Below are 23,122 nucleotides of genomic sequence, written 5' to 3'. Positions count from 1 at the left end.
ATGGTGAAGTTTCACTTTCGACTTGAGTCCGTGCTGCGCCAACGCGAGCGTGCGGAGCAGGAAGCTCAGCGCAAACTTGCAGCATTCGAACGAGAACGCGTCGTACTCGAGTCGCAACTTCGAGGGTTTCAGCACATGATCGAGCAGGAGCGTGCCGATCTGCGTGAGGCGATTGGGGTGGGCGTGGGAAATCTCGCGGCTGCAAGGCTTCAGGCCAATGCCTCGCTGGGACTGGCGCGGAAGGCGGACGCGGTTGTACTGGTGCTTGCCGGTGTGTGCAGGAGGCGGGACACAGCGAGAGAGGCCTTGGCGGATGCGATGCGGAGGCGCAAGGCGATTGAGGGACTTCGTGATAGGCAGTTGGCAGCGTGGCGAAGCGATCAGCGCCGGCGCGAAGAGGCGGAGAACGACGAAATGGTTGTCATGCGGCATCGATCCAATGCGACGCTGCATGCGGAGCATCACACATGAAAGCTATGTGGAACACGCTGGCAATTCTCGCACTGTCCAATGTTCTTGCCATCGCAGGATTCGTGGGATGGCTCGTGTCATCAGATCGGCTGAATATGGACCGCGCGAGGACCATCCGAGCGATGCTGACTGAGACCGCTGCTGAACAAGCGGCACGTGAGAAGGCGGAGAAGGACCGCCAAACTCTTCTTGAAGCCCAGGCCGACGAAGGCCCGACGGGGCCAGCGCGATCAGCATCGGAGTTGGTCGCGATGCGACTCCAGGCGACAGAGATCGACGTCCTAAGAATCGAGCGACTCAGGCGTGAAATTGAGGACCTTCAACGCAAGTTGGCGCGCGACCAGCAGGTCATGGATGTGCAGGGCGCGCAGTTCATGCAAGATCGGCAGCAGTTTGAGGCGATGCGGGCGAGGATTCGTGAGATCGAGGGAAATGAGCAGTTCCGCAAAGCCGTTGTGGCGTTGGAGACACAAAAGGCATCGGATGCTCGCGAGATTCTTAGCGAGCTCCTGAACGAGGGCGCAGTCGAGCAGGTAGTGTCCTATCTGAATGCGATGGACGAGCGCGTGCGGTCGCGCGTACTCGCGGAGTTTGTCAAGGGCGGGCAGCCTGACTTGGCAGCCCAGTTGCTGGAGTCTCTTCGTACCCGTGGCCTCGAAGCCGCTGCGGTCGGAGAGACATTGAATGAGTGATCAGGTTGCCGAAGTGCGAACGACAAGCCAACCTTCGGAAAACAAATCCAAAGTATCAGCGCGAGGCGCAGGAGCCCCCAAATTTGCGGCGGTTCTTGCCGTTTTTGGCGCAGATTCTGCGCCCGCGAAGAAGCGGGGCGCGGGGCTGAGCAATCAGATCCGCCATGAGACTGCGAACCCGGCCATGGTAGAAATTCACGAGTTGGCAACTGCGGAGTTGCAGACGCCCAAGGCATCGGGATCGGATGGGTCGCGCGATGCGCGTCGGGATGCGCTGATGCAGCGGTCCCCTGCGCCGGAGCAAGCGTCACAGCCGGCGCGAAGCCCAGACCAGTCACGCAATGAGTCGCAGGTCTCGAAGGATTTGCCGGGGGTGAGTTCGCAGGCCACGCCTTCGAGCAAGCATGAGAGAGTTGCGGCAGCCGAGCCTGATCGTGGAAACGGTTTCAGGCAGTCTTCGCCTATGCAGGTGAATGACTCTAAGACTGTTGCATCAAAGGCTCCCTCGGCGGTTGCTACTCCCCAGGGGAGTGGTCTCACGAGCGAGGCAAGGTCAGCTTCACATCCGACCACAGGTCGCGCACTAGTGGGGGTCGATGGCCTCCGCTCTGAACGGGCGACAGCGACAAGACAGCCGAGTCAGTCGATGCAACGGCCGATGTTGCGCGTCGATCAGCAGCAGTTGCCGTCGCAGGTTGCGCGAGCGCTCGCGCGAGTGATGAGCACGGGAGGCGGATCGATGACGTTGCGCCTCAATCCGCAATCGCTCGGTGATGTTCGTGTTGAGATCAGTATTCAGCGGGGAGCGGCGACTGCAATCTTCGACGCAGAAAACCAGTCGGCACGCGATTTGCTCAAATCAGAAATTGATCATTTACGCAGTGCGCTCGAGCGGCGCGGAGTCGTCGTTGAGCGATTGGAAGTCAGGGACGCGGGGACTGCCCGCGTCAGTGAAGCCGAAGGCCCTTTGCACGGAGGCAAGAACGAGTCTTCGGAGGATGAAACGAGCAGTCGCGGGCGGCAGGAATGGAGTCCACCGACCCGGAATGGTTCGTTCGCGGATACGAACGAGAACGCAGTGACCCAAGTGCGGGCGGAGCCGGCAAGTGGGGATTGGACACCGACTTTGCACGTTGAAGTGCGTGCAGAGGGCACGTTGAGGCTTGAAGCCTTGGCCTGATGAGCAAGAAAGGGCACGCGATGAGCGAGATTGACGTGATCGGTACGCGCACAGCGACGCAGGCATCTCAGACCAACGGGTTCTCGGAACTCACGAGCGAGCAGTTTGTCAAGATCATGTTTGCAGAACTTGCCAATCAGGATCCATTTGAGCCCAACGACTCACAAGCGATGCTGAATCAGTTGTCGAGTCTGCGCTCGATCGAATCAGACATGACGCTCTCAGGGAAACTTGATCAACTTGTGGCACGCAACGAATTTGCGAGTGCATCGGGCTTGATTGGCTCGATCATTAGTGGCACATCGATCAATGGCGAGCAGATCATCGATCGAGTCTTCTCCGTCAGCCAGACGGCTGAGGGACCGATTCTCAATCTTTATGGCGGAGCTCGCGTGCGGATGGATCGCGTGCTCGAGGTTACGCACGCGATTTCACGCGATTCTTCAGGAGAGAGCGATGTCTGAAGTCAATGGCGTTTCGCTGCTCAAGAAACTTGGATCGGGCTTAACGCCAACGGAGCGGCTGCCTGGCGGGGGTAGTGTTCGCATTGATGACTTCGCAGCGTTGCTCGGGCGTGCAGCAAAGGGAGAAGTGAACTCCGGGTTGATTGTTACGGTCGAGCCATCTCTCGATCTGAATCTTGACCGCGAGAAGATCGAGGTGCTTTCGCGTATAGCCGACCAGGCGCAGGACCGCGGCGTGCAGCGGGTATTGGTGCGCGATGGGGCTCAGCAGTACATTCTCGATGTCGAGCGTCGTGTGATCGTCGAGCAAATGCCGGCTTCGGGCCGGGGTCTTGTCGCGGGGATTGATGCAGTTGTCGATCTTGCAAGTGAGCAGTCCGAGTCGATGGGATCAGAGGCAGACTCCCGTACCTCAGTGCTCCGTGGGCAAGAGCTTCTTCAGAATCTTGGTTTGTCGCGTCGCACTGTCGATTGAGTTGGTCAAACTATCGGAGAATTCATGGCTTCGCTTACAGCACTCTTTACCGGTCTGCAGGGGTTGAATGTTCACGCCCGTCGGTTGGATGTGATTGGCAACAACATAGCCAATGTCAACACGACAGCGTTCAAGTCGAGCCGCATGATGTTTGAGAATGCGTCATCACGCGATGTGAAGATCGGCTCCGCACCGGCCGACACGACCGGAGGTACCAATCCGCATCAGATCGGGCTCGGAGTGAGCATCGCGGGCGTGCAGCGCGATTTTCGCACCGGAGCCCTCGACAACACTGGCGACCCGCGTGATCTGGCCATCGACGGCTCGGGGTTCTTCATCGTCCAGCGAGCGGGCACGACCATGTACACGCGGGCAGGAAACTTCAGGCAGGATCTCAACGATAATCTCGTGACTCCAACGGGCGAGTGGCTGATGGGCTATGGCGTGAATGCCGATTTCGCTGTGCAGGAGGGGGCGTTGGTTCCGGTCAATGTGCCGCTGGGCAAGTTGAGGCTGGCCGAGGCCACGACAAATGCGACGGTCGCGGGCAACCTGAATACCGATGGCGTGGTGCCTTCGCGTGGATCGACCGTCAACCTTCTCGGAACAGCGACTGCGGGGTTGATTGCCCTTTCGACCTCTACACCTGCGCCATCTGCGGGCAACAGGATTGAACTCACCACGCGCTTGACGCAGATTCGCGATCCGGGCATAACACTGACCGAGAGTCCGCTCTTTGAAGTTGGGCAGACGCTGAGCATGAGCGGGGCGCAGAAGGGACTGTCGTCCATTCCCGAGCGATCGCTGGAGATTACCGAAACAACAACAGTGGCCGACTTGATGGACTTCCTGCGCGTCGCGCTGGGTTTGCACGATACTGGAAGCCCGAATCCGAATGGCCAGACACCGGGCGTCACGCTCGATTCGCAGACCGGGGTCATCTCCATTGTCGGCAACACCGGCACGATCAACGACCTCGATATTGAATCTGCGGATTTGCGTGTACTCGACGCCAGCGGCGCGTTTGTGCGAGTACCCTTTGTCACCAGCAAGTCCGCGGCTGCCGATGGCGAAGCGGTGCGCACAACAATGGTCGTCTACGACTCGCTCGGGAGTGTGACGAGCCTGGATGTCTCGTTTGTTCTCGACAGCAAAACCACGGCGGGGACGCACTGGCGATACTTCATCGAGGGCAACGACAGCCTCGGCGAGCAGCTCGATCTGGGTACGGGCATCATCAGTTTTGATCCGTTCGGGAGGCTTGTGACGGATACGCCGGTGACCGTTTCACTCTCGCGCAATGGGACCGGTGCTGTCACGCCTCTGACGTTTGATGTTTCGTTCACCGGAGCAGCGGGCAGGCTTACCGCGCTTGCCGATCGGCCGAGCGAAGTGGCTGGAGTCTGGCGCGACGGGTTGCCCGCTGGTGTGCTCGCAAACTTTGTGGTAGCGGACAACGGCGATGTGCTCGGCGCCTTCGATAACGGCGCGATTCGCACCCTAGGCCGTGTCGTGCTTGCCAAAGTTCCAAACGATGCAGGAATGGTCGATGTGGGGGGCAACGCCTGGGCAATCGGGCCCAACAGCGGACCGGCGAGCGTTGTCAGCCCCGGGGCAGTTGGATCGGGGTGGATCGTCTCTGGAGCGCTCGAGATGTCGAACGTTGATCTCGGGCAGGAGTTCATCAATCTGATCACGACGTCAACCGGATATTCGGCGTCATCGAGAGTCATTCGAACAACCGATGAACTGATGCAACAGTTGCTCGTTCTCGGCCGATAACACGAGGTTTTCGCATGATCGAGGTGACCAGGCTCAACGGAAAGCGGTTCGTCGTCAACGCCGAACAGATCCGTACGGTCGAAGAAAACCCGGATACGGTCATCACGATGGTCAACGGGGACCATTTCGTGGTACGCGAGACGCTCAAGGACGTGGTTGCCAAGGTCATCGAGTACGGCCGTCATCTGCGGGTGCTCATTCCGCGGACGTGAACCGACGATCGGCGATCAAGTCGGGCCCAAGACAAGCCGATTCCTAGGTGACGGGGTCTGCGTTGGACCCTTGTTTGGCGTCACGGAGGACTGTGCGTGGATATCGGAACCGTGGCCGGTCTTGCAATCGCTCTCATCGCCATCGGTACGGGCATTGTCCTGGGTGGTGGGAATCCACTCGCGCTGATTGATGCGCCGTCGATTGCAGTGGTGTTCGGCGGAACGGCCGGAGCCATTATCGTGTCATTTCCGATCGCGCGAGTGTCCAAAGTGCACTCGATCGTTCTCAAGAGCATCTTCAGCAAGCCTGTGGATCCCGTCTCGACAATCAAGGACATTGTTGGGTATGCGGAAGTCGCGCGTCGTGAGGGGATACTCGCGCTCGAGAATCTTGTGCCTCAGATGAAAGACGAGTTCATCATTCGAGGCGTGAAGATGGCGGTGGACGGCACAGACCCGGAATTGATCAACTCCATTATGGAGACAGAACTCGAAGCCTTGATTGATCGCCATGCTCAGGGAAAGCAGATTCTCGATACAACCGGGCGATACGCGCCGGCTTTCGGAATGATCGGCACTCTCATGGGTCTGATCTTTATGCTCAGCAACATGGATGATCCGTCGAAGATTGGCCCTGGCATGGCGGTGGCCCTCATAACGACGCTGTACGGAGCGATTATCGCAAACGTGGTAACCGGTCCATTGGCTGAAAAACTCTCAGCCCGCGACACCGAGGAAATCATGGTCAAGACGATCGTGATTGCAGGCGTGATGGCGATTCAGTCTGGCGATAACCCGCGCGTCGTCGAAAGCAAACTCCTGACGTATCTTCCTCCAGGTAAGCGGGCTGAACTCGAGAGGAAGGACGCTGCCTAGCGCAGCGATGTGGTCATGGGCAAGCGGCGTCCAATCAGTCAGCCCGGTGTTCCTGAGTGGGTCTTGACCTACGGGGACTTGATGTCGCTGTTGCTCTGCTTCTTTATCCTGCTGGCTGCATTCAGTGAACTCAAGCAACCGCGCGAGTATCGCCGCGTGCTCGATGCTATCAAAGAAGCGCTCGGCTCGACCGGTGGCATCGGGCTTGCCGACCTGAAGGCGGAAATCACGAACTCAATCATCTCGAATGATCCTGAACGTGCAAAGCGTGCCGCCCAGCGCAAGAACACCGACGAGACAACAACGCCGAACGTCTCCGGTCAGGCACCTCGTGCAACAGTGATTCATCAATCCGAGCGAGCAGCGATCGGCGGAGTGTTGCCGTTCGATCCCGGGTCGTATGAACTGTCCCTGGCGGTGCAGCGCACGCTCAAGTTCGAGATCGCACCATTAATCCGCGATCAGCGTTATGTGGTTCAGGTCACAGGACACTCTTGGGGTTCGCCCGATCGACTTTCCGGACTATCGCATGCCGAGTTGTCCTTTCGCAGGGCCGAGGCCGTTGCGCAGTACCTGGTGCAGGATTGCGAAGTCAGTCCGCAGATTCTGCGCATTGTCGCGTCCGGCGATCAGGAGCCGCGCAGCGGAACCCTCGATGTCGGAGACGCATCGGCGTCAAATCGCAGGGTTCAGTTGTATCAGACCGGCCAGACCGTTGATCAGATTCATCCGGATCCGTCCTTCACAGGGCGCAATCCGTAGTTCAGCCCATCAGGAGCACGCACAATGGCCGAACCCGAAGCACAGAGTTCTCCGACCAAGTCTGGAAAGTTGAGCGTCAAGATGCTGGGCATTATCGCGGGCATCATGCTGGCTGAGGGAGCAGCGGTGTACTTCCTTGTGTCAATGACCGCCAGTTCGCATTCAAGCGCCAAGACGCTGCATGGGGAGGCCGAGGCCGAGCGTGAGCAGACTCGCGAGATCGTGCTCATAGAGGATCGATTCCCGAATGTCAGTTCGGGAACCATTTGGTTGTGGGACACGGCGATCTTTCTCAAGGTTCGCAACAAGAACGTGTCGAGGGTGGGCGACGTTATGTCGCGTCGCGAAGCCGAGATCAAGGAGGGTGTCTCGCAGATCTTTCGCCGTGCCCAGGACACGCATCTACGCAACGAGCCGGGGCTCGATACGCTCACACGTCAGTTGACGGCCTATCTGAACGAGGTGTTTGGCACTGACCGCGACGACCTGCCACTGATCGAACGGGTCATCATCCCCAAATGCACGGGGATCAACACTGCGGGCTGAGTGCCAGCTAAAACTGCGCACGAACCGGCCATTTTTGCGCGGCATTGCACCGCCCCCGGCAAAGTCAATCCAAAGCTGACGGTGCATCCGATGCTCCCGCTATCGAGCCAGAATCGGTTCGTGTACTGGATGGAGCGTGCATGTCTGAGAACGATGAAATTCGAAGCGATCAAGGGGCGAATCCGGCAGACGTAACACCGGAATCGGCGGCTTCGAATACCGAGGCAGCCCTGCGTGCAGCGCAGTTGTCGGTCGACAAGGTAGCACAGGAATCGCACTCATCGCCTGCTGTGGGTGGTGCAGAGGCCGAGCAGGCACTCGCTGCCGCTCGCGCGACCGCCCGCGAAGCCCAAGGTGAAGCTGCTCGCGCAGTCGGTGGGAGCACACCATTTGTACCGGGTTCAGTCCTCGAAGCCTTTGCAGTTCCGACTTTTGCGGACGCTGGGTTTCGTCAGACGCCCGATGAACTGCAACTGCTCAGCGATGTGAATCTGAATGTCAAGATCGAACTCGGTCGCACACGCATGCTTGTTGAGGATGTCCTTAGGCTCGGCGAGGGCGCGGTTGTGGAACTGGACAAGCTCGCAGGAGATCCGGTTGACGTGTACATCAATGATCGGCACGTTGCCCGCGGCGAAGTGCTGGTTCTCAACGAGAGTTTCTGTGTACGAATCAGCGAAATTCTGAGCCTCGATGAGAAGGTCGTCGCGAAAAGAGCGTAAATGTTCAACGCCAGGAGGGCGTGATTGAAGATGCGGAGGATCCGCGACATGTTCAAAGTTGTTGCCCTGTGTTGCATCGTGGGAATTGCAAGCGGCGCTGCTGCGCCAGTGCGGGCACAGGCACAAGAGCCATTGGCCGAATCTTCGCATGAGCCGGCCCAATCGGTGCCAGCAGAATCTCTCCCGCTGGGCCCCAGATCTGAGCGATCGTTGCACAGCGCGGAGCGTGAGTCTCGCTCGCTAGCCGCACAGGACTCCGCCAGGAGTGGGCTCGGGCTGAGCCGCACGCTGGCATCACTTGTGGTCGTCGTGGGCCTGGCATACATTGGGGCACTCGTCTGGAAGCGGATTGCCACACGCCGCGGCGGGCTCATGGCGGCGTTGGGCGCTGCAGGTCGTGCACCATCAGGCGTACTCGAAATTCTCGCTCGCTATCCAGTCGCACGCACACAGCGGCTTGTGCTGCTGCGTGTCGGGAGGCGTGTGTTGCTTGTCTGCCAATCGAGCAGCGTGAGATCAGGTTCCGGTGCGATGGTTACACTTGCCGAGATCAGCGATCCGGATGAGGTCGCAACGATTCTGCGTGCTGTACGCCAGTCTGATGGTGAATCGAGCGTTTCTGCTTTCAAGGCTGCAATGGTCGAACTCGACCAGCAAGCACCGGTTCAACCAGCAGAGTCTGAATTAAGATTCACCACCGCCGAGGGCGATTCGGTCGAGTGGCGCGATGAACGCATTCAGATTCCCACGCGATCTGCATCAGAAGATGTCGAGCCAGACCCGGCAATCGGAAGACTCCGCGCTCGACTCGCGGCAATGCGGGAGAAGGGAACCCTCGCTTGATACGACTCATCGCCCTCATTCTGGCATGCTTCTGCGCATTCGCAGTCGCGCAAGATTTCGGCCCGCCTGCCGATCCTTCGCCCGCTGCATTGCCCTCGCGCGAGTCAAGCCGTGTTGAACTCCCAACTTCTGCCTCGCGCATCAATCCCGTGCGTGTGCTGGCTGATGCGTCAGGCCTGATTGAGCCCTCACGCGGCGATGGCGAATCCTTCGAAGAGCGCCCCGGGCTGTCTGTTGCAGTCAATGTCATGTTGATGTTGACGGTGATCTCGCTGGTCCCGTCAATTCTGCTCATGACGACATGCTTCGTGCGGATTCTGATTGTCCTTGCGCTGCTCAAGCAGGCGATGGGCACCCAGTCACTCCCCCCGCCTCAGGTTGTCACGGGGCTGGCACTGTTTATGACATTGCTCGTGATGTCGCCGACGATCGACCGAATTTGGAACGAAGCGATAGTGCCGTACCGTGAGGGCGAAATTCGCGATTATGACACACTCTGGAGCGCAGCAAAGCAGCCGCTCCGCGATTACATGTTTGACCAGATCGAGGCAACCGGCAACTGGTCGAGCGTATACACCGTGATGAACTATCGCGGACACGATACCACTCGCCCGTCAGAAATGACACGAGCCGATGTTGACATGGTGACGTTGATTCCCGCGTACATGCTCAGCGAGCTCAAAGTCGCGTTTCTTCTCGGATTTCGCATATATCTGCCGTTTCTCGTGATCGACATGGTGATTGCGAGTCTGCTGATTTCGATGAGCATGATGATGCTCCCACCGGTGTTGATCTCGCTTCCATTCAAGTTGCTGCTCTTTGTGCTCGTCGATGGTTGGACACTGGTCGTCGGTAGTCTGATGGAAACTTTTGTGCAGGAGGGCATGAGCGGGCGGGCGTCGGCGCAGACGGCAATGATCCCGGCCATTCTCCTTGTGTGCTACATCCGCAGACCTCGACCAGGCAGGAATCCGCATCCGCTGCTTAAGGAGTCGAAGCATGATGTATGACGAAGCGAGCGTATATCTCGTGCGAGACACGCTGTTGATTGTGCTCAAGATCGCCGCGCCAATACTTCTGGCTGGCATGTCGGTCGGGCTGATTATCAGCCTTATTCAATCAGTGACGAGCATCCAGGATCAGACCCTGACATTCGTTCCCAAAATCACGATCATGATTCTTGTTGCCGCGATGCTCTTGCCTTGGGTAGCGATGCAACTCATCGAGTTCACCACTGAACGTTTGCTGCTGTTTTGAGCGGATTCATGCCCTTCATTCAGTTTCTTGAGCCCCTGATCGTCCCCTTCATGTTCACGCTTTCGCGTGTTGTTGGTATATTTCTATTCACTCCGCTGCTGACGAGTGTGGCCGTTCCACGCACTGCCATGGCCCTGTTCGTGTTCTTTCTCGCGCTCGCAATCTTTCCTTCGGCGCCGCCTTCATACTTTGCGACACCAATCCCGCTCGATCTCGGCTCACTGGCGTTTGTCATGTTCAGCGAACTACTGATCGGTCTGAGTATCGGACTGATCGCAATCATGCCAGTTTTCGTCATGCAGATGGCCGGATACCTCATGGGATATCAGATGGGTCTGGGCCTCGCGCAAGCCTTCAACCCCGAAATGGAGGGAAGCAGCGACGTCGTCAGCCAGATGATGTTCATCCTCGGAATCACGGCATATGTCGCAGCAGGAGGAATCGATCTCGTCTTCATCTCACTGATCACCACATTCGAGCGCATTCCGGTCGGTGGTTTCGCAGCCGATCACGTCCCGCTTGAACTGTTGGTCAGCCTCATCGGTTCCGGATTCGAACTTTCGCTCCGACTGGCAGCCCCGGTGATTGGCGCGATCATGCTCTCTCTCATATCGATGGGTTTCGTCATGAAGACCATGCCACAGATCAACATTCTCTCAGTTGGTTTTGCCGCCAAGATTCTGACTGGACTTTCAATATTCGCGATCGCACTGGGCACGATCGACTCGGTACTTCGTGATGAATCCCTTGCAATGCTGCACGAACTCGTGCTCTGGTCCGATGGGCTGACTCCGTGATGATGAGAAAGGCGGGTTGGTGTGGCCAATGACATGGGCGAAAAAACTGAAGATGCAACGCCAAAGCGACTGGCTGATGCGCGCGGCCGAGGTCAAGTCGCCAAAAGCCAGGACATCAACGCCGCTGTGGGACTTGCGGTCGCGCTGATTCTGATGCTTGTGTTTGGCTCTGATATCGGTATGGGTCTTGCACGACTCATGCGTGAAACACTGTTGCTCGATCGATTCGGCACGCCTCTTGCCGTTGATACGCTGACCGCGAGTGTCGTACATGTCGCGTTCACGGCCGGCCTGCTCGTTGCTCCAGTCTTTGCCCTCGTCTTTCTAGGGGCCTACATCACACAGCTCACGCAGGTGGGCTTTCTTCTGACACTCAAACCTCTCAAACCCAAGATTTCGCAACTCAGCCCAGTGGCCGGTATCAAGCGCATCTTTGGTATGCGCAGCCTCGTCAAGTCTGGCGTCAATATCCTCAAGCTGATCGTTGTGATCGGCGTCGCTTGGCTGATCGTCTCAAGGCACCTTCCCGAGCTCATTGCCCTGCCCCGCATGGGCCTTTTCGTGGCGGCTGGAGTCATTGGTCAAACCGCATTCGAGCTGGCTGTCTGGCTCATCGTCCTGCTCCTGGTTCTGGCACTGATCGACCTTGTCTATCAGCGCTGGCAGCACAAGCGCGACTTGAAGATGACAAAACAGGAAGTAAAGGACGAGCGCCGCTCGATGGAAGGTGATCCACAAATGAAGGGCAAACGCATCCGCATGGCGAGAGAGATTGCTATGCAGCGCATCGCTCAGGCGGTACCCAAAGCCGATGTTATCATCGCAAACCCTACGCACTTCAGTGTCGCGATCCGCTACGACGATGCGACGATGGATGCTCCCGTGGTCGTGGCCAAAGGTGCAGATTTTCTCGCCCTTCGCATTCGGCAGCTTGCTCGTCTCGCGGGCATTCCTGTCATAGCCCGACCTCCGCTCGCACGCGCCCTGTATTGGGGAGTCGAAGTGGGGCAGCAGGTCGCGCCCGAGCATTACGAAGCAGTTGCTGAAATCCTCGCGTATGTGTACCGCCTTGAATCGAAGCAGACACCCACAGCAGCGCATGCAGCAGCCACCGCATAACGGAGATTGACGATCGTGTCACCGAGTTCGCCAAACAGTTTTGACGGTTTGATCCGCCGCCTGAGTGCGCACCGAGGGCTGATCGTTCCCGTCGCGTTTGTGCTGCTTTTGATGGTCCTGCTTGTCCCTTTGCCGCCGGTGCTGCTGGATATTCTCATCGCGATCAACATTTCGCTCGCAGTGATCGTCCTTCTGACCACGATCTACCTGAATCGAGCCCTTGAATTCTCGGTGTTTCCGTCTCTTCTTCTGGGCGTGACATTGTTTCGCCTCGTCCTCAATATCGCATCGACGCGCCTCATTCTGACCGCCGATGCAGCCAGCCCGGCCGAAGCGATCGGCGTAGCCGGACAGGTCATCAGCGCGTTCGGCTCGTTCGTCGCCGGTGATTCGCTGTTCGTTGGGGTCATCATCTTTCTGATTCTGATGATCGTGCAGTTCATGGTCGTCACGAAGGGTGCCGGCCGCATCAGCGAAGTCGCAGCCCGCTTCACGCTCGATGCGATGCCAGGCAAGCAGATGGCCATCGATTCGGACCTGAGCGCCGGGCTCATCGACGAGGCCGAAGCACGCACGCGCCGCGATGAGGTTTCCCGCGAGGCCGACTTTTTTGGTGCGATGGACGGTGCCAGCAAGTTCGTCAAGGGCGACGCGATTGCCGGCATCATCATCACCGCGATCAATATCCTCGGCGGATTCGCCGTCGGAGCGATTGAACGAGGGTGGCCCGCCGGTCAAACCGCACAGGTGTTCACGAAACTGACCATCGGCGACGGCTTGACAAGTCAGATGCCTTCGTTCGTTATCGCCATTGCCTCAGCCCTGATTGTCACCCGTTCCGGTTCAAAGAAGGATCTCGGCGAAGAACTCACAAGCCAGCTCATCAGCCAGCCGCGCGGCATTGTCATTACGGCTGCCTTCCTGGCGCTGCTCAGTCTGACGCCTCTGCCCACTGTGCCATTGCTCGCGACAGCGATGGTTCTCGGTGGAATCGCGTTCATGATGCGGCGTTTCCGTCGGGCCGACGCCGCCACTGAAGCCGCGATGCAAGCCGACGCTGCATCCACATCGCATGAACCCCCGCCCGTCGAGACCCTTCTCAAGGTCGATGTGCTTGAACTCGAAGTCGGCTACGGCCTCGTGCCGCTGATCGACGTCAACCAGGGGGGCACGCTGCTCGATCGCATCAGCGCTGTTCGCCGGCAACTGGCGGCCGAACTGGGTCTGGTCATGCCTCCCGTGCGCATCCGCGACAACATGCAGTTGCAATCCGGCGAATATCGCATCAAGATCCGGGGCAGCACGATCGCCTCGGGATCGCTGCACCCCGAATTGCTCATGGCCATGGATTCGGGTATCGCGATGGGCACGATCGACGGCATTCCCACTCGCGAGCCTGCCTTCGGCCTCGAAGCGCGTTGGATCCAGCCCGAACAGCAACCCCGCGCCGAATCGCTCAACTACACCGTTGTCGATCCGACCAGCGTACTAGCCACGCACATGACCGAAGTCGTTCGCACGCATGCCGACGAACTTCTGACTCGCGAAGAAGTCAACAACCTTCTCGAAGGCCTCAAGTCCAAGTCGCCCAAACTGGTCGAGGAGGCCGTTCCTGCGATCGTCAAAATCGGCGAACTCCAGAAGGTCCTCCAGAACCTCCTTCGCGAGCGTGTCCCGATTCGTGACCTTGAAACCGTGCTCGAGGTCCTCGCCGACTGGGGCACAAAAACCCGCGATACAGATGTCCTGACCGAGTACGTTCGCAATGGGCTCAAACGCTCGATCTGTCAAGCCCATGCGGTCACCTCAGAAACCGGCAAGCCACGCATCGTCTGCGTCACCATCGACCCCGAACTCGAAGATCAGATCGAAGGGTTTGTTGATCGCACCGGCGGCGTCACCACGGTCAACATGCCTTCCCGCGTCGCCAACCAGATCGCGCAACGCTTGTCCGACGCGATAGAAAAGGGCCTGACCAGAACCGGCGCTTCCCCCGTGATCATCGCATCGCCTCGCGTGCGAGCTGTTGTGCGCCAGATCATCGAAGGCTCGCTCCCGACTGTCTCAGTCCTGGGCTACAACGAAATCCTCAGCGGCGTCGAGATTGAATCCGTCGAACTCGTTGGTGCCGCGACTTCCGCTTCGGCAGCCTGAAACTATGTGCGGATTGAGTTCGAGTATTCCCCACGCATTTTGCCATGGCACTGAACTTGCGTGTCCATTCGACCGATGATGTCGGGGGGCGCTCAACCGCGCGGGGAGACTATCGCCGATGCACTCCGAGCCGATCGTCCAACCAATTGCAGCCATGATCGCCTTGGCGGGTTTCGTTGTGGCGATACTCGGTGGATTGGCTGTGGACAATTCGGGGATCATTGTGCTCCAACGTGGACTGCTCGCAATGGCATTCTGCTACGCCGTCGGCATGGCGATCGGGTGGAGCGCGAATATCGCGATCATCGAATTTCTCGAAGATTATCGAGACCAGAGGCCCGTCCGCCAACAGGAAGCACTTGATCTCCATCGTGAACTCGATAGAGTTTTTGCGGACTCTGCGAGTTAGTTCGGGGGATCTGTTCGGCCTCTATGCCCCAGATTTAGCAAAAAAGATTCTGTCACCGTGCGAGAAGTTTCTCTATACTGGATTGTCAAGCCAGGAAGGCCTGATTTTCACGGATGAGCCCCAGGGCGTTGCAGGGGGCACACACAAGGGTCAAGGAGAGGACCAATGCCAGCGACCGAAACCTCGACGAGGTCAAGCACCCGCACTTTGGGTCGTCACGTAGCACGCCGTTTCGAACAGACCAACACTGGTACGCCGTTCGACCAGCGCCCCATCGAAGAAATCTGGGTCGAGTATCGCGACTCGCAGGACAACGAGCCCAGGCGGCGCGAGATCCGCAACTACCTCCTTCAGCGATACCTGCACCTTGTCCCCTTCGTCGCCGAGCGAATTCACGCACGCCTGCCCGACGAGGTCGAAGTCGACGACCTGATGAGCGTGGGCATCTTCGGGCTGATGAACGCCATCGACGCCTACGACATCGATCGGGCCGTCAAGTTCGAGACCTACTCCGCCCAGCGCATCCGGGGAGCGATCCTCGATGAGTTGCGTTCGATGGACTGGGTGCCGCGTCTGGTTCGCCAGCGCACCGCACGTTTCGACCAGACCCGCATGCGCATCGAGATGGAAACTGGCGACAAGGCCACCAACGAAGAGATCTCGCAACGTCTGGGCCTGAGCCGCGACGAGTTCGAAAAGTATCTCCGCGACTCGCGCGCCGTCGGCATGTCCAGCATCACCCGCCGCTCGATGCCCTCCGACAGCGTCCGCGACATGCGCGAACTCGACATCATCAAGGACGACGGCCAGTGCGACCCGATCTCTGAACTCCAGCAGCGCGACCTCAAGGAACTGCTGACCAAAGGCCTCACCCGGGCCGAACGACTCATCGTCATCCTCTACTACTACGAAGGCATGACCATGAAGGAAATCGGCGCCACGCTCGACCTGTCCGAATCGCGCGTCAGCCAGATGCACAGTTCGATCCTCCAGAGGCTCAAGGCCCTCATGCAGTTCCGGGCACGCGAACTCGAACCAGTCCGCTGACACGCCTCCTCGATTTCTGCCGATTCATGCCCCTCCATCGCGAGGGGCATTTTCTTTCTGGCCTTGTCCGCTCAACCGAGCCGCGCTTGGATTCCTGCGCATGCTGCACCCTGAGTCAATCGCCTGCATCGGTCTGGGTTCGAATATCGAGCCTCGGCACGAGCGCATTCTCGCCGCGATCGAAGCCCTCCGTCACCTGCCCGGCATTCAGGTTCAAGCCGTGTCCAGCCTGCACGAGACTGACCCCGTCGGCCCCGTGCCACAGGGGCGATACGTCAATGCCGCTGCCGTGCTGCGGACCACGCTATCCCCGCACGCCTTGCTCGAAGCACTCCTCGCGGTCGAACGCAGCCTGGGCCGAGACCGAAGCAATAGTTTGCGGTGGGGGCCTCGCACAATAGATCTCGATCTGCTCATCGTGGGGTCGGTTCAACTCCACGACCCCAACCTGACAATCCCGCACCCGCACCTGGCCGAAAGGGCTTTCGTGCTCGAACCACTGGCCGAAATCGCGCCCGACCAACTTGTGCCGGGTCTTGACCGGACCGTTCGCGAGTTACTCAATAACCTCCGAGGGGCGATGGAGTGTTCTCCCGGAGCCTCGCCATGATGCGCCCGCTTCTCGGCCTCATCGTGTGTGTGGTGTTCACCAGCCGCCCGTGCGCCTCGCCTCCTGTCATGCAGCCGATCGCACAGCCATGGCAGGCAACCGTCAACGTCATCCTCGACACGACGCGCCACGGCAGCACCACCAGACGTGTCGCCACGTATCGCCTCATGATTGCCGCCGATCTCTTTCGCCTCGATTTGGGTAGTGTGTGTGTGCTCGGCCGACGTGAGGATGCCTCTGCCTCACTCATCGCCTGGCACACACGCGACCCGCAGTCAGCATTCATTGCCCGAGGTCCAGACCTTGCCGGGCTCCTTCGCCAACATCTTCCGCCATTGTGGTCCTCGCCTCTGGCGCAGTTTCTGTCTCAGCATGATGACGCAAACCCGCTCGTCGGTCATGCCTGGTCGCAGCCGCCAGCAGTTCGCGAGATAGACGCCCACAATCGATCACTCATCACGAGTCGTCTCACCGTCGAACGTCAGTTCGATAGAGAGAGCAGCCGCCTTGTACGCGAAACAATTCGTTCCTCCGAACCGCAGGCCGAATTCACGCTCGAGCTGACCTACGAATGGTCCCCAGCCTCATCATCTGCTGCGTGGGGCATCGAGATTGCCAATCGCACGCTCGTTCCGTCTGTCTCAGCCCTCGCGCCAAGGACACCCCCGATCGATGTGGGTCGATCTGTCGCAAGCCTTCGACTCATTGACGCGATTGGCACTGTCTGGACCATCGGCTCGGCGTTTCGACCCGAGCCTACCGCCAGCCTGCCACGCTCAGCCGATCTCCTCGTGCTCGTCCTTCACGCCGTAAGCACGCGCGAAGGCAGCACCGTACCGCTTGTTCCCCTTGACCGCCTTATCGCCTGCATCGATCAACTGCGTCAGGAACACGCGCTTGAATCCGCCCTCCACGCTCAGCCGCGGCAGCACGCTCTCGTCCGCATCGCTGCCGTGTTTGACGTTCCCGACTATGCGCCCGCTCGCCTTGATGAGATTGCGAAAATCGCCGAGCGAGTCGCTGCGGATCCTCTGTTGCCCGGCCTCGAAGCCTCTGTGCCTCGCATGCTCATCACGCACCCACCACGCGAGACGATCGACCTTTTCGCACCCGGAGCCTCAACCGTCGTCGTGGTCGTCGATGCCACGACACGCCTTGTCGCCGCGATCCCGATCGAAGCAGGCACAGACTCCTGGCAGCACGCGCTCTCGCGGGTGCTCAATCCGACATCGCTCGATCACAAACTACCCGAGAGTGACTGATCGTCTCAACTGGCTTCGGCACGCGGGTGTGCGCCCTTGTAGGCCTCAGTGATACGCTGGCTGGTCAGGTGTGTGTACACCTGCGTCGTGCTCAGCGACTGATGCCCGAGCAGTTCCTGCACGCTGCGAAGGTCCGCCCCGTTGTCGAGCAGATGAGTTGCGAAACTGTGCCTCAGCGTGTGCGGGCTGATCGTCGGGTCGAGCCCCACCGAACGCAGGTACTTGTCCAGCTTGCGGCGAACGGACCGCGAACTCAACCTCTTGCCATGCTTATTGAGAAACAGTGGGCCCTTGCCTCCGCCGGCGATCGACTGCGACCAGATCGACGCATACCGCTGATCCTTCTCAACCAGTTCGATATACCTGCGAATGGCATTGAGCGCATGAGAGCCCAGAGGCACTGCGCGTTCCTTCTTTCCCTTGCCGCGCACATGCAGCCCTTCGCCCGCCAGATCAAGGTCCGCGAGATTCAGGCCCACAAGTTCGCTCACGCGCACTCCCGTCGAGTACAGCGTCTCGAGCATCGCCCGATCGCGCCGCCCGAGCACGTCGTTGTCATCGGGAGCCGAAAGCAGACGCTCAACCTGATCGATCGTGATGGCCTTGGGCAGACGCTTGGACTGCCGAGGCGTGCGAATCAGCGCCATCGGGTTCGTCGCCACAAGTCGCTGCCGGTCGGCCCACTTGTAGAACGACCGCAGCGTCGCAATCTTGCGCGCCATCGTCGCAGCCGAGTACTTCTGCTCACCAAGGAACGCCAGGAATGTGCGCACAGTCTCGGCTGACCCCTCGCAGACCAGTTCGGTCACCGTTTTGGGGGTGATCGATCCGGCCACGGTCTCGGGCTTGGGCAGAGGTTGGCCATACACCGCGCGGGCGGCTTCGAGGGCCTTCCCTTCGCTGACAGAATCAGGCTCGATGCCGAACTCTTCGCTCAGAAACTCGACAAACTGTCGCAGATCCGCCCCGTAGCAACGGGCTGTATACGGGCTGAATCGGCGTTCGTCGGTCAGATAACTGGCAAAGGCGTCGGTGATCGGCAGTGTGTTCATCGTGTACTCCTCTGGCACCTACCTATCGGTCGAAATCGGGTCCGGATCAGTATCTTTGTGCTCGTGTCTTTTGAGTCTGAATCTTGTCCCAAACTGACGGTTCGGCATGCGCAATCGACACGGCCACCGCGCTCCAGAGAACCTCTCTCTGGAAACTACTCGGCCGCGGCTCGGCTGGTTCGCAGCCACTCATTCTCCATAACCTGGCGAACCGTGTGGTACGCCGCAAAAGTCGTGTATAAATCCATGCTGGCAAAGTAGATATGCCAATCGAGCGCCGTTCCGGTCTCGCTCCGCCCTTGGGCAAACTCCTTCACAAACAACTTGACCTGGTGGTTGCGGGCATCCAGATGCTCGGACGCAACCGAAACAGGGGAACTCCCGAAGTTACTGTGCGCAAGAAACTTCGCGTCTGTTGCAGCACTCGAGAGTGCTTTTGGATTCAGCTCCGGACCCTGCGGCTGCAGCCTCCCAGTTCGCGCGTAAAGTGCAAGTGATATCCCTATAACAGGGGGGTTGTATGGATCCCAGGCGGTGATCGATCCGATCAGCACTGCGTCGACTCCCATCGTCTCCGCCAGTTTGCGCACATCTTGTGGCGAGTTCACGCTCTCCATTTGAAGCGCGCGCATGGCAGCCAGTGTCCGGTTGACTGGAAGAGCGGTCACGCCCCGAATTTCAGTCACGGCTGCGACGATCTTGTCGCCAAAGGCGTTCGGGTCCACCAGTGATGTTCCCGATTCGTTTCGAGGCGGGACCACCGCCCACAGCACATCGCCAACCGTCGCGTCGTAGGGCGACGTAATCATGTTCGGTGGCATGAATGTCGACTTGGGTGCTTCGCAGCCCGCCAGGAGCGAGAGCGCAACGACGGACGACAGGATTGCAAAACTTTTCATGCCTGACCCTCCTTGGTCGGGAAATGGCGTCCATGCCGGAACTGCTGATTGCCTTTGCTCATTCTCTGTCGGCCGGGGCCGAAGTGAATGTTTCGCCCCCCTTGGGAAGTTCACCGGTGGCAGCAAGAATTGCCGGAGCGATCTCGAGCGACCAGAGGTTTTCGACACCTCCTCGATTCGAGACGAAGAAGACACGCCCGTTGCCGCCCCAGGCGGGCATGAGATCGACCGACGAGCCGCTCGTGAGGTTGACCTGTCCTCGGCCATCGACTCCGACCATCCACAGCGACGCGCTGGTCGGCGCAATATCGGCACGACCACTCCATTCCTCGGGGTTTGGAACGGCCGCGTAGACAATGCGCGCTGCGTCGGGGCTCCACGTCGGATTGATCAGTGCGTACGCAGGGTTGGAGACAACCTCAGTCTCGTTGCTGGCCTGATGTGTCGATCGGTTGTAATCGAGGGTCCAGATGCTGAATGTCCGCTTGCCACGCTCGCGGCTGCGCTGGAACAGAATCTGATCGGCGCCGGCAAAGCCAGTCGCGGGCAGGGGGCTCCATTCGGGGAACAGGCCGTAGCCGATGAACTCGGTCTGAGCTGCATTGAAAACATCCACGACCCAGAGTTCCCAACGTCCGCTGGTGGTTCCGAGGCGGGAAAAGACCAGTTTCTGTCCGTCCGGGCTCCAGCTCGGATGCAGATCGTTGGCGGCTTCGCTGGTGATCTGGACTGCTTTTCCGCCGGTGATGGGCATGACGAAGATGTCCCAACTTCCCGAGCGATTGCTGGAAAACGCGATACGCGAACCATCCGGGCTGATGGCTGGCATCACATCGTGGGCCGGGTCGTCGGTGAGGCGTGAAACAACGCGGCTTCCGACACGCTGCATGTAAATGTCGGATGTTGCGCGATGCTGGGTGCTGGAGAACACCAGCGTCTGCCCGTCGCGGCTGACCTTCGGGTCGAAGTTCGCACCGTCGTGCGCGAAACTGATCTGGTGGATGTTGACCGTGTGCGCCGACTGCTGGCCAGGCGCAGATTCTGCCGGGAGATCGAGCGAAAGCAGCCCGCTATAGATCCGCGACGACATGTCGGTACCAGTGTTGTTGTTCCATGAGGAGTTTGTTGATGTCGTTGACCTTTCTGCACTCGCGGCAGACTGGGTGAAGGACCAGCCCGAGTCAACAGTGTTCCAATCCGGCGCGGCTGCGGGCGGGGCTGAGATCGGAATCGACTGGTACGGCTCACTTACAAAAGCGGGAGTGGTACTGGGCGGGGTCTGCTGTGCGACCGCCACGGGCGCGGGGCCACGTTGTGCAGCCCAGGGCGAGGTTGATTGACAGGCCCCAAGACCGAGGGCAAGCCCGCAAAGGCTGACGACAACGCGAATCGAATTGGTGCGACGGTTTTGCATGAATCCAAACTCCTTGACGTGCGGTGCAAAGGGCACGGCTTGCCTTCCCTGGCCACTTTGCCCGCACCAGACGCATCGACCGGTTCAGAGCGAGAGTTCACTCCGGCCAGCGGTGGGGCAATCGTCCGGAATCTGGATTCGCAACTTGCATGCCAAGAGCGCGCGAAAAGGGGCGCCCCACCACGGACGCCCCTCTTCATCGCCTCCACGCAGCGATGGCCAAGACTAATAATCGCGCGAGCGAGCCATGACCGCGGGCGAATCGCCCGGCCTGATCCAGCGCGCCTGCCCGGTTCTGGGTTGCTGTAACCACAACAGGTGGTTCAAGTAGTTGGACAGATCCTGATCCGAGAATTCGCTCAGAAACTCGAGCGACGCCGTGATATTGATCTCCAGAATCTGCTCGACGATCGCAGAGCGGCTCAGGCCTTCAGTGGATTCCCACGCGAGCGGCGGGTGACGCTCTTTGGGGGTTTCCAAGGCCTTGTCTTCGCGCTCAGGGCTGCGCTCCGCTGCCGCTTCGCGACGATCGAAGAGGGGGAGTTCGTTGTCGTATAGTCGCATGTTCGATTCTCCACGGCTCGGCGGGACTCGATTCTGGATCGGGCCGCGGGAAGTGGTATCGGGCGATTCCTGCGCTTCGCTCGAACGTGTAACTGAGGCGGACGCAGGAATCCGCAGGATCACTTGAAGTGGGGGTGTTTGTGGGATGGTTGTTTGCGATCGATGAGAAAGAGCCTGCTGCGCGGATTCGGAATTGTGAGGAGAACCCGTGCGAGGCCGGGGCAGTGATTGAGCCGGGGGCAGTGTGCTGGTCTGGGTGGCTTGGGGAGCGTTCGGGGGATTGGTTCGAGCGTGTGCCGGGGCATTTTCTGCCGTCGTCTGCGCGGGCCAGGGAGGCCGCGATGGAAAGGCTGCGGGGATTGGATCCGGTGCCGATGGTTCGGCCTCACGCGCGGCATCTGGTGAGCGATGTGCCGGGGTGCCTGGGTCTGCTTCGCAGCGAGCCTCGATTCAGACTCGCGTTTGAGCCCGCGTTGCTCTTCGAGCCTGTGATGTTCGCAGCGGCGGAGGATCACTTGGAACGGATGTTCGGGGCCTTGGCATTGGCAGCCGAGGTGGTTGTGATTTCTGATGTGCAGATGGCTGAGCAGGATGGTGATGCGTGGTGCGTGCCCGTAGCCTTTGGTTCGGGCTTGCTGCCGCGGGAGGTTGTGGTGCGATTGACGCGCAAGGCAGCAGCGGAGGGGGCGAGGCTTTTTGCGAGATCGCAGGCCGAGGCTGAGGCATTGCGTGCCATACTGAGTTGAAAGAGGCTGGGCAATCGGCCAGACGGGTGCACCGCCTTTGCATCGCCAAGGTTCTACACTTGCTGTTCATCGGAGAATGCACGAAATGACAACTCCACATCTGGACCATCCGACCTTTGCCCGTGTGAAGGCAGCGTTTCGCGACCATCCGTTTTCAGCGACGGAGTTTCGCGGGCAGTCGACGCTGGTCGTCAAGCCTGAGCATCTGTTCGAGGTGATGAAGTTCCTGCGCGATGATGAGGCGTGCAAGTACAATTTTCTTTCGGATGTGATTGGGATCGACTATCTGGACTACCCATCGCCGATGATGGGGCGGTTTGCGGTGGTGTACAACTTGTGCTCGTATGAGCGCACGGATCGGTTCTATGTGAAGACCTTCCTGAACCCGTCTCTTCCGACGGACGGAATCGAAGAAGATCCGGCGTTGTGGCTCGACAGCATGTGCCCGCTCTGGGCCGGTGCCGAGTGGACCGAGCGAGAGGTCTTTGACATGTACGGCATCCGATTTCGGAATCACCCGGACCTGCGTCGGATTCTGACGTGGGAGGCATTCCCGGGGCATCCGTTGCGCAAGGACTACCCGCTGCGTGGCCGGGGCGAGCGTGAGTCGTACCGGATTGTTGATCGTACTTCGAGTTGAGTTTGAGTGACCGTGGGGCGCAATTGAAAACGCAGGCTTACGCCTGCGTTTTTTGTGAACTTGTGGTTTGTCAAAGCGATTCAGTGGCGATCAGATGATACTCAGGCCTGAACCACCCTGCCTCATG

28 protein-coding genes are annotated in these 23,122 nt (G+C 59.3%); 24 read left to right on the top strand and 4 right to left on the bottom strand.

Annotation, left to right across the window (positions count from 1 at the left end):
- The 21 genes from fliJ (at window position 1) to KF757_07465 (ending at window position 17,680) form a co-directional block, all read left to right on the top strand.
- Window positions 1-471, top strand: coding sequence for a flagellar export protein FliJ (gene fliJ / locus KF757_07565; protein MBX3322834.1), 471 nt, complete (start codon window positions 1-3; stop codon window positions 469-471).
- Entirely contained in the window at window positions 468-1,163 is a 696-nt protein-coding gene (locus tag KF757_07560) for a hypothetical protein (GenBank protein ID MBX3322833.1), read from the top strand. The genes fliJ and KF757_07560 overlap by 4 nt, the downstream gene beginning before the upstream one ends.
- A gap of 646 nt (window positions 1,164-1,809) precedes the next feature.
- Window positions 1,810-2,343, top strand: coding sequence for a flagellar hook-length control protein FliK (locus KF757_07555; protein MBX3322832.1), 534 nt, complete (start codon window positions 1,810-1,812; stop codon window positions 2,341-2,343).
- Window positions 2,343-2,807 (top strand): hypothetical protein, encoded by a 465-nt coding sequence (locus KF757_07550; protein MBX3322831.1) that lies wholly within the window; start codon window positions 2,343-2,345, stop codon window positions 2,805-2,807. Before KF757_07555 ends, KF757_07550 begins: the two co-directional genes overlap by 1 nt.
- Complete coding sequence (locus tag KF757_07545) at window positions 2,800-3,282, top strand: hypothetical protein (protein MBX3322830.1); 483 nt, start codon at window positions 2,800-2,802, stop codon at window positions 3,280-3,282. Before KF757_07550 ends, KF757_07545 begins: the two co-directional genes overlap by 8 nt.
- A 24-nt stretch (window positions 3,283-3,306) precedes the next feature.
- Window positions 3,307-5,064 (top strand): flagellar hook-basal body complex protein, encoded by a 1,758-nt coding sequence (locus tag KF757_07540; GenBank protein MBX3322829.1) that lies wholly within the window; start codon window positions 3,307-3,309, stop codon window positions 5,062-5,064.
- Window positions 5,065-5,078: 14 nt separating this feature from the next.
- Window positions 5,079-5,276, top strand: a complete 198-nt coding sequence (locus KF757_07535; protein MBX3322828.1) for a flagellar FlbD family protein — start codon at window positions 5,079-5,081, stop codon at window positions 5,274-5,276.
- Between the two features lie 102 nt (window positions 5,277-5,378).
- Window positions 5,379-6,152 carry a motility protein A gene (locus KF757_07530; GenBank protein ID MBX3322827.1) on the top strand — a complete coding sequence of 258 codons (774 nt, stop codon included), beginning with the start codon at window positions 5,379-5,381 and terminating at the stop codon, window positions 6,150-6,152.
- Between the two features lie 15 nt (window positions 6,153-6,167).
- Window positions 6,168-6,914: an OmpA family protein gene (locus KF757_07525; GenBank protein MBX3322826.1), complete on the top strand. Its 747-nt coding sequence runs from the start codon at window positions 6,168-6,170 to the stop codon at window positions 6,912-6,914.
- Window positions 6,915-6,938: 24 nt separating this feature from the next.
- Window positions 6,939-7,460, top strand: a complete 522-nt coding sequence (locus KF757_07520; GenBank protein ID MBX3322825.1) for a hypothetical protein — start codon at window positions 6,939-6,941, stop codon at window positions 7,458-7,460.
- Window positions 7,461-7,600: 140 nt separating this feature from the next.
- Window positions 7,601-8,182, top strand: a complete 582-nt coding sequence (gene fliN / locus KF757_07515) for a flagellar motor switch protein FliN (protein ID MBX3322824.1) — start codon at window positions 7,601-7,603, stop codon at window positions 8,180-8,182.
- A 48-nt stretch (window positions 8,183-8,230) separates the two neighbouring features.
- Window positions 8,231-9,025 (top strand): flagellar biosynthetic protein FliO, encoded by a 795-nt coding sequence (locus tag KF757_07510; protein MBX3322823.1) that lies wholly within the window; start codon window positions 8,231-8,233, stop codon window positions 9,023-9,025.
- A 248-nt stretch (window positions 9,026-9,273) separates the two neighbouring features.
- Window positions 9,274-10,035 (top strand): flagellar type III secretion system pore protein FliP, encoded by a 762-nt coding sequence (gene fliP / locus KF757_07505; protein MBX3322822.1) that lies wholly within the window; start codon window positions 9,274-9,276, stop codon window positions 10,033-10,035.
- The gene (locus tag KF757_07500; GenBank protein ID MBX3322821.1) at window positions 10,025-10,282 is read left to right on the top strand and encodes a flagellar biosynthetic protein FliQ; all 258 of its coding nucleotides are present in this window, start codon (window positions 10,025-10,027) and stop codon (window positions 10,280-10,282) included. The genes fliP and KF757_07500 overlap by 11 nt, the downstream gene beginning before the upstream one ends.
- Window positions 10,283-10,290: 8 nt before the next feature.
- Window positions 10,291-11,079 carry a flagellar biosynthetic protein FliR gene (locus tag KF757_07495; protein MBX3322820.1) on the top strand — a complete coding sequence of 263 codons (789 nt, stop codon included), beginning with the start codon at window positions 10,291-10,293 and terminating at the stop codon, window positions 11,077-11,079.
- Between the two features lie 21 nt (window positions 11,080-11,100).
- On the top strand, window positions 11,101-12,198 hold the full coding sequence (gene flhB / locus KF757_07490) for a flagellar biosynthesis protein FlhB (GenBank protein ID MBX3322819.1): 1,098 nt from the start codon (window positions 11,101-11,103) through the stop codon (window positions 12,196-12,198).
- Between the two features lie 15 nt (window positions 12,199-12,213).
- On the top strand, window positions 12,214-14,352 hold the full coding sequence (gene flhA / locus KF757_07485) for a flagellar biosynthesis protein FlhA (GenBank protein ID MBX3322818.1): 2,139 nt from the start codon (window positions 12,214-12,216) through the stop codon (window positions 14,350-14,352).
- A 118-nt stretch (window positions 14,353-14,470) separates the two neighbouring features.
- Complete coding sequence (locus KF757_07480; protein ID MBX3322817.1) at window positions 14,471-14,761, top strand: hypothetical protein; 291 nt, start codon at window positions 14,471-14,473, stop codon at window positions 14,759-14,761.
- A gap of 165 nt (window positions 14,762-14,926) precedes the next feature.
- On the top strand, window positions 14,927-15,808 hold the full coding sequence (locus tag KF757_07475; GenBank protein MBX3322816.1) for a FliA/WhiG family RNA polymerase sigma factor: 882 nt from the start codon (window positions 14,927-14,929) through the stop codon (window positions 15,806-15,808).
- A gap of 100 nt (window positions 15,809-15,908) precedes the next feature.
- Window positions 15,909-16,418, top strand: coding sequence for a 2-amino-4-hydroxy-6-hydroxymethyldihydropteridine diphosphokinase (folK, locus tag KF757_07470; GenBank protein MBX3322815.1), 510 nt, complete (start codon window positions 15,909-15,911; stop codon window positions 16,416-16,418).
- Complete coding sequence (locus tag KF757_07465; GenBank protein MBX3322814.1) at window positions 16,415-17,680, top strand: hypothetical protein; 1,266 nt, start codon at window positions 16,415-16,417, stop codon at window positions 17,678-17,680. Before folK ends, KF757_07465 begins: the two co-directional genes overlap by 4 nt.
- A 5-nt stretch (window positions 17,681-17,685) precedes the next feature.
- On the opposite strand, the gene KF757_07460 is transcribed toward KF757_07465, so the two are convergent.
- From KF757_07460 to KF757_07450, 3 genes are all read right to left on the bottom strand, one after another.
- Window positions 17,686-18,732 (bottom strand): tyrosine recombinase XerC, encoded by a 1,047-nt coding sequence (locus tag KF757_07460; GenBank protein MBX3322813.1) that lies wholly within the window; start codon window positions 18,730-18,732, stop codon window positions 17,686-17,688.
- A 155-nt stretch (window positions 18,733-18,887) separates the two neighbouring features.
- Entirely contained in the window at window positions 18,888-19,631 is a 744-nt protein-coding gene (locus tag KF757_07455) for a hypothetical protein (GenBank protein ID MBX3322812.1), read from the bottom strand.
- Between the two features lie 58 nt (window positions 19,632-19,689).
- The gene (locus KF757_07450; protein ID MBX3322811.1) at window positions 19,690-20,721 is read right to left on the bottom strand and encodes a PD40 domain-containing protein; all 1,032 of its coding nucleotides are present in this window, start codon (window positions 20,719-20,721) and stop codon (window positions 19,690-19,692) included.
- Here KF757_07450 and KF757_07445 point away from each other — a divergent pair.
- Window positions 20,720-20,971 carry a hypothetical protein gene (locus tag KF757_07445; protein ID MBX3322810.1) on the top strand — a complete coding sequence of 84 codons (252 nt, stop codon included), beginning with the start codon at window positions 20,720-20,722 and terminating at the stop codon, window positions 20,969-20,971. The genes KF757_07450 and KF757_07445 overlap by 2 nt on opposite strands.
- A 299-nt stretch (window positions 20,972-21,270) precedes the next feature.
- On the opposite strand, the gene KF757_07440 is transcribed toward KF757_07445, so the two are convergent.
- Window positions 21,271-21,609, bottom strand: coding sequence for a hypothetical protein (locus KF757_07440; protein MBX3322809.1), 339 nt, complete (start codon window positions 21,607-21,609; stop codon window positions 21,271-21,273).
- 341 nt (window positions 21,610-21,950) lie between these two features.
- On the opposite strand from KF757_07440, the gene KF757_07435 reads away from it, so the two are divergent.
- Both KF757_07435 and KF757_07430 read left to right on the top strand, forming a co-directional pair.
- Entirely contained in the window at window positions 21,951-22,355 is a 405-nt protein-coding gene (locus KF757_07435; protein ID MBX3322808.1) for a hypothetical protein, read from the top strand.
- Window positions 22,356-22,440: 85 nt separating this feature from the next.
- Window positions 22,441-22,995, top strand: coding sequence for an NADH-quinone oxidoreductase subunit C (locus tag KF757_07430; protein ID MBX3322807.1), 555 nt, complete (start codon window positions 22,441-22,443; stop codon window positions 22,993-22,995).
- The last annotated feature ends 127 nt before the right edge of the window (window positions 22,996-23,122 follow it).

It is taken from the genome of Phycisphaeraceae bacterium, from assembly GCA_019636795.1.
GTDB lineage: Bacteria > Planctomycetota > Phycisphaerae > Phycisphaerales > UBA1924 > JAHBWW01.
The sequence above is the reverse complement of the archived record's forward strand: the minus strand, read 5'-3'. Positions and strand labels throughout refer to the sequence as shown.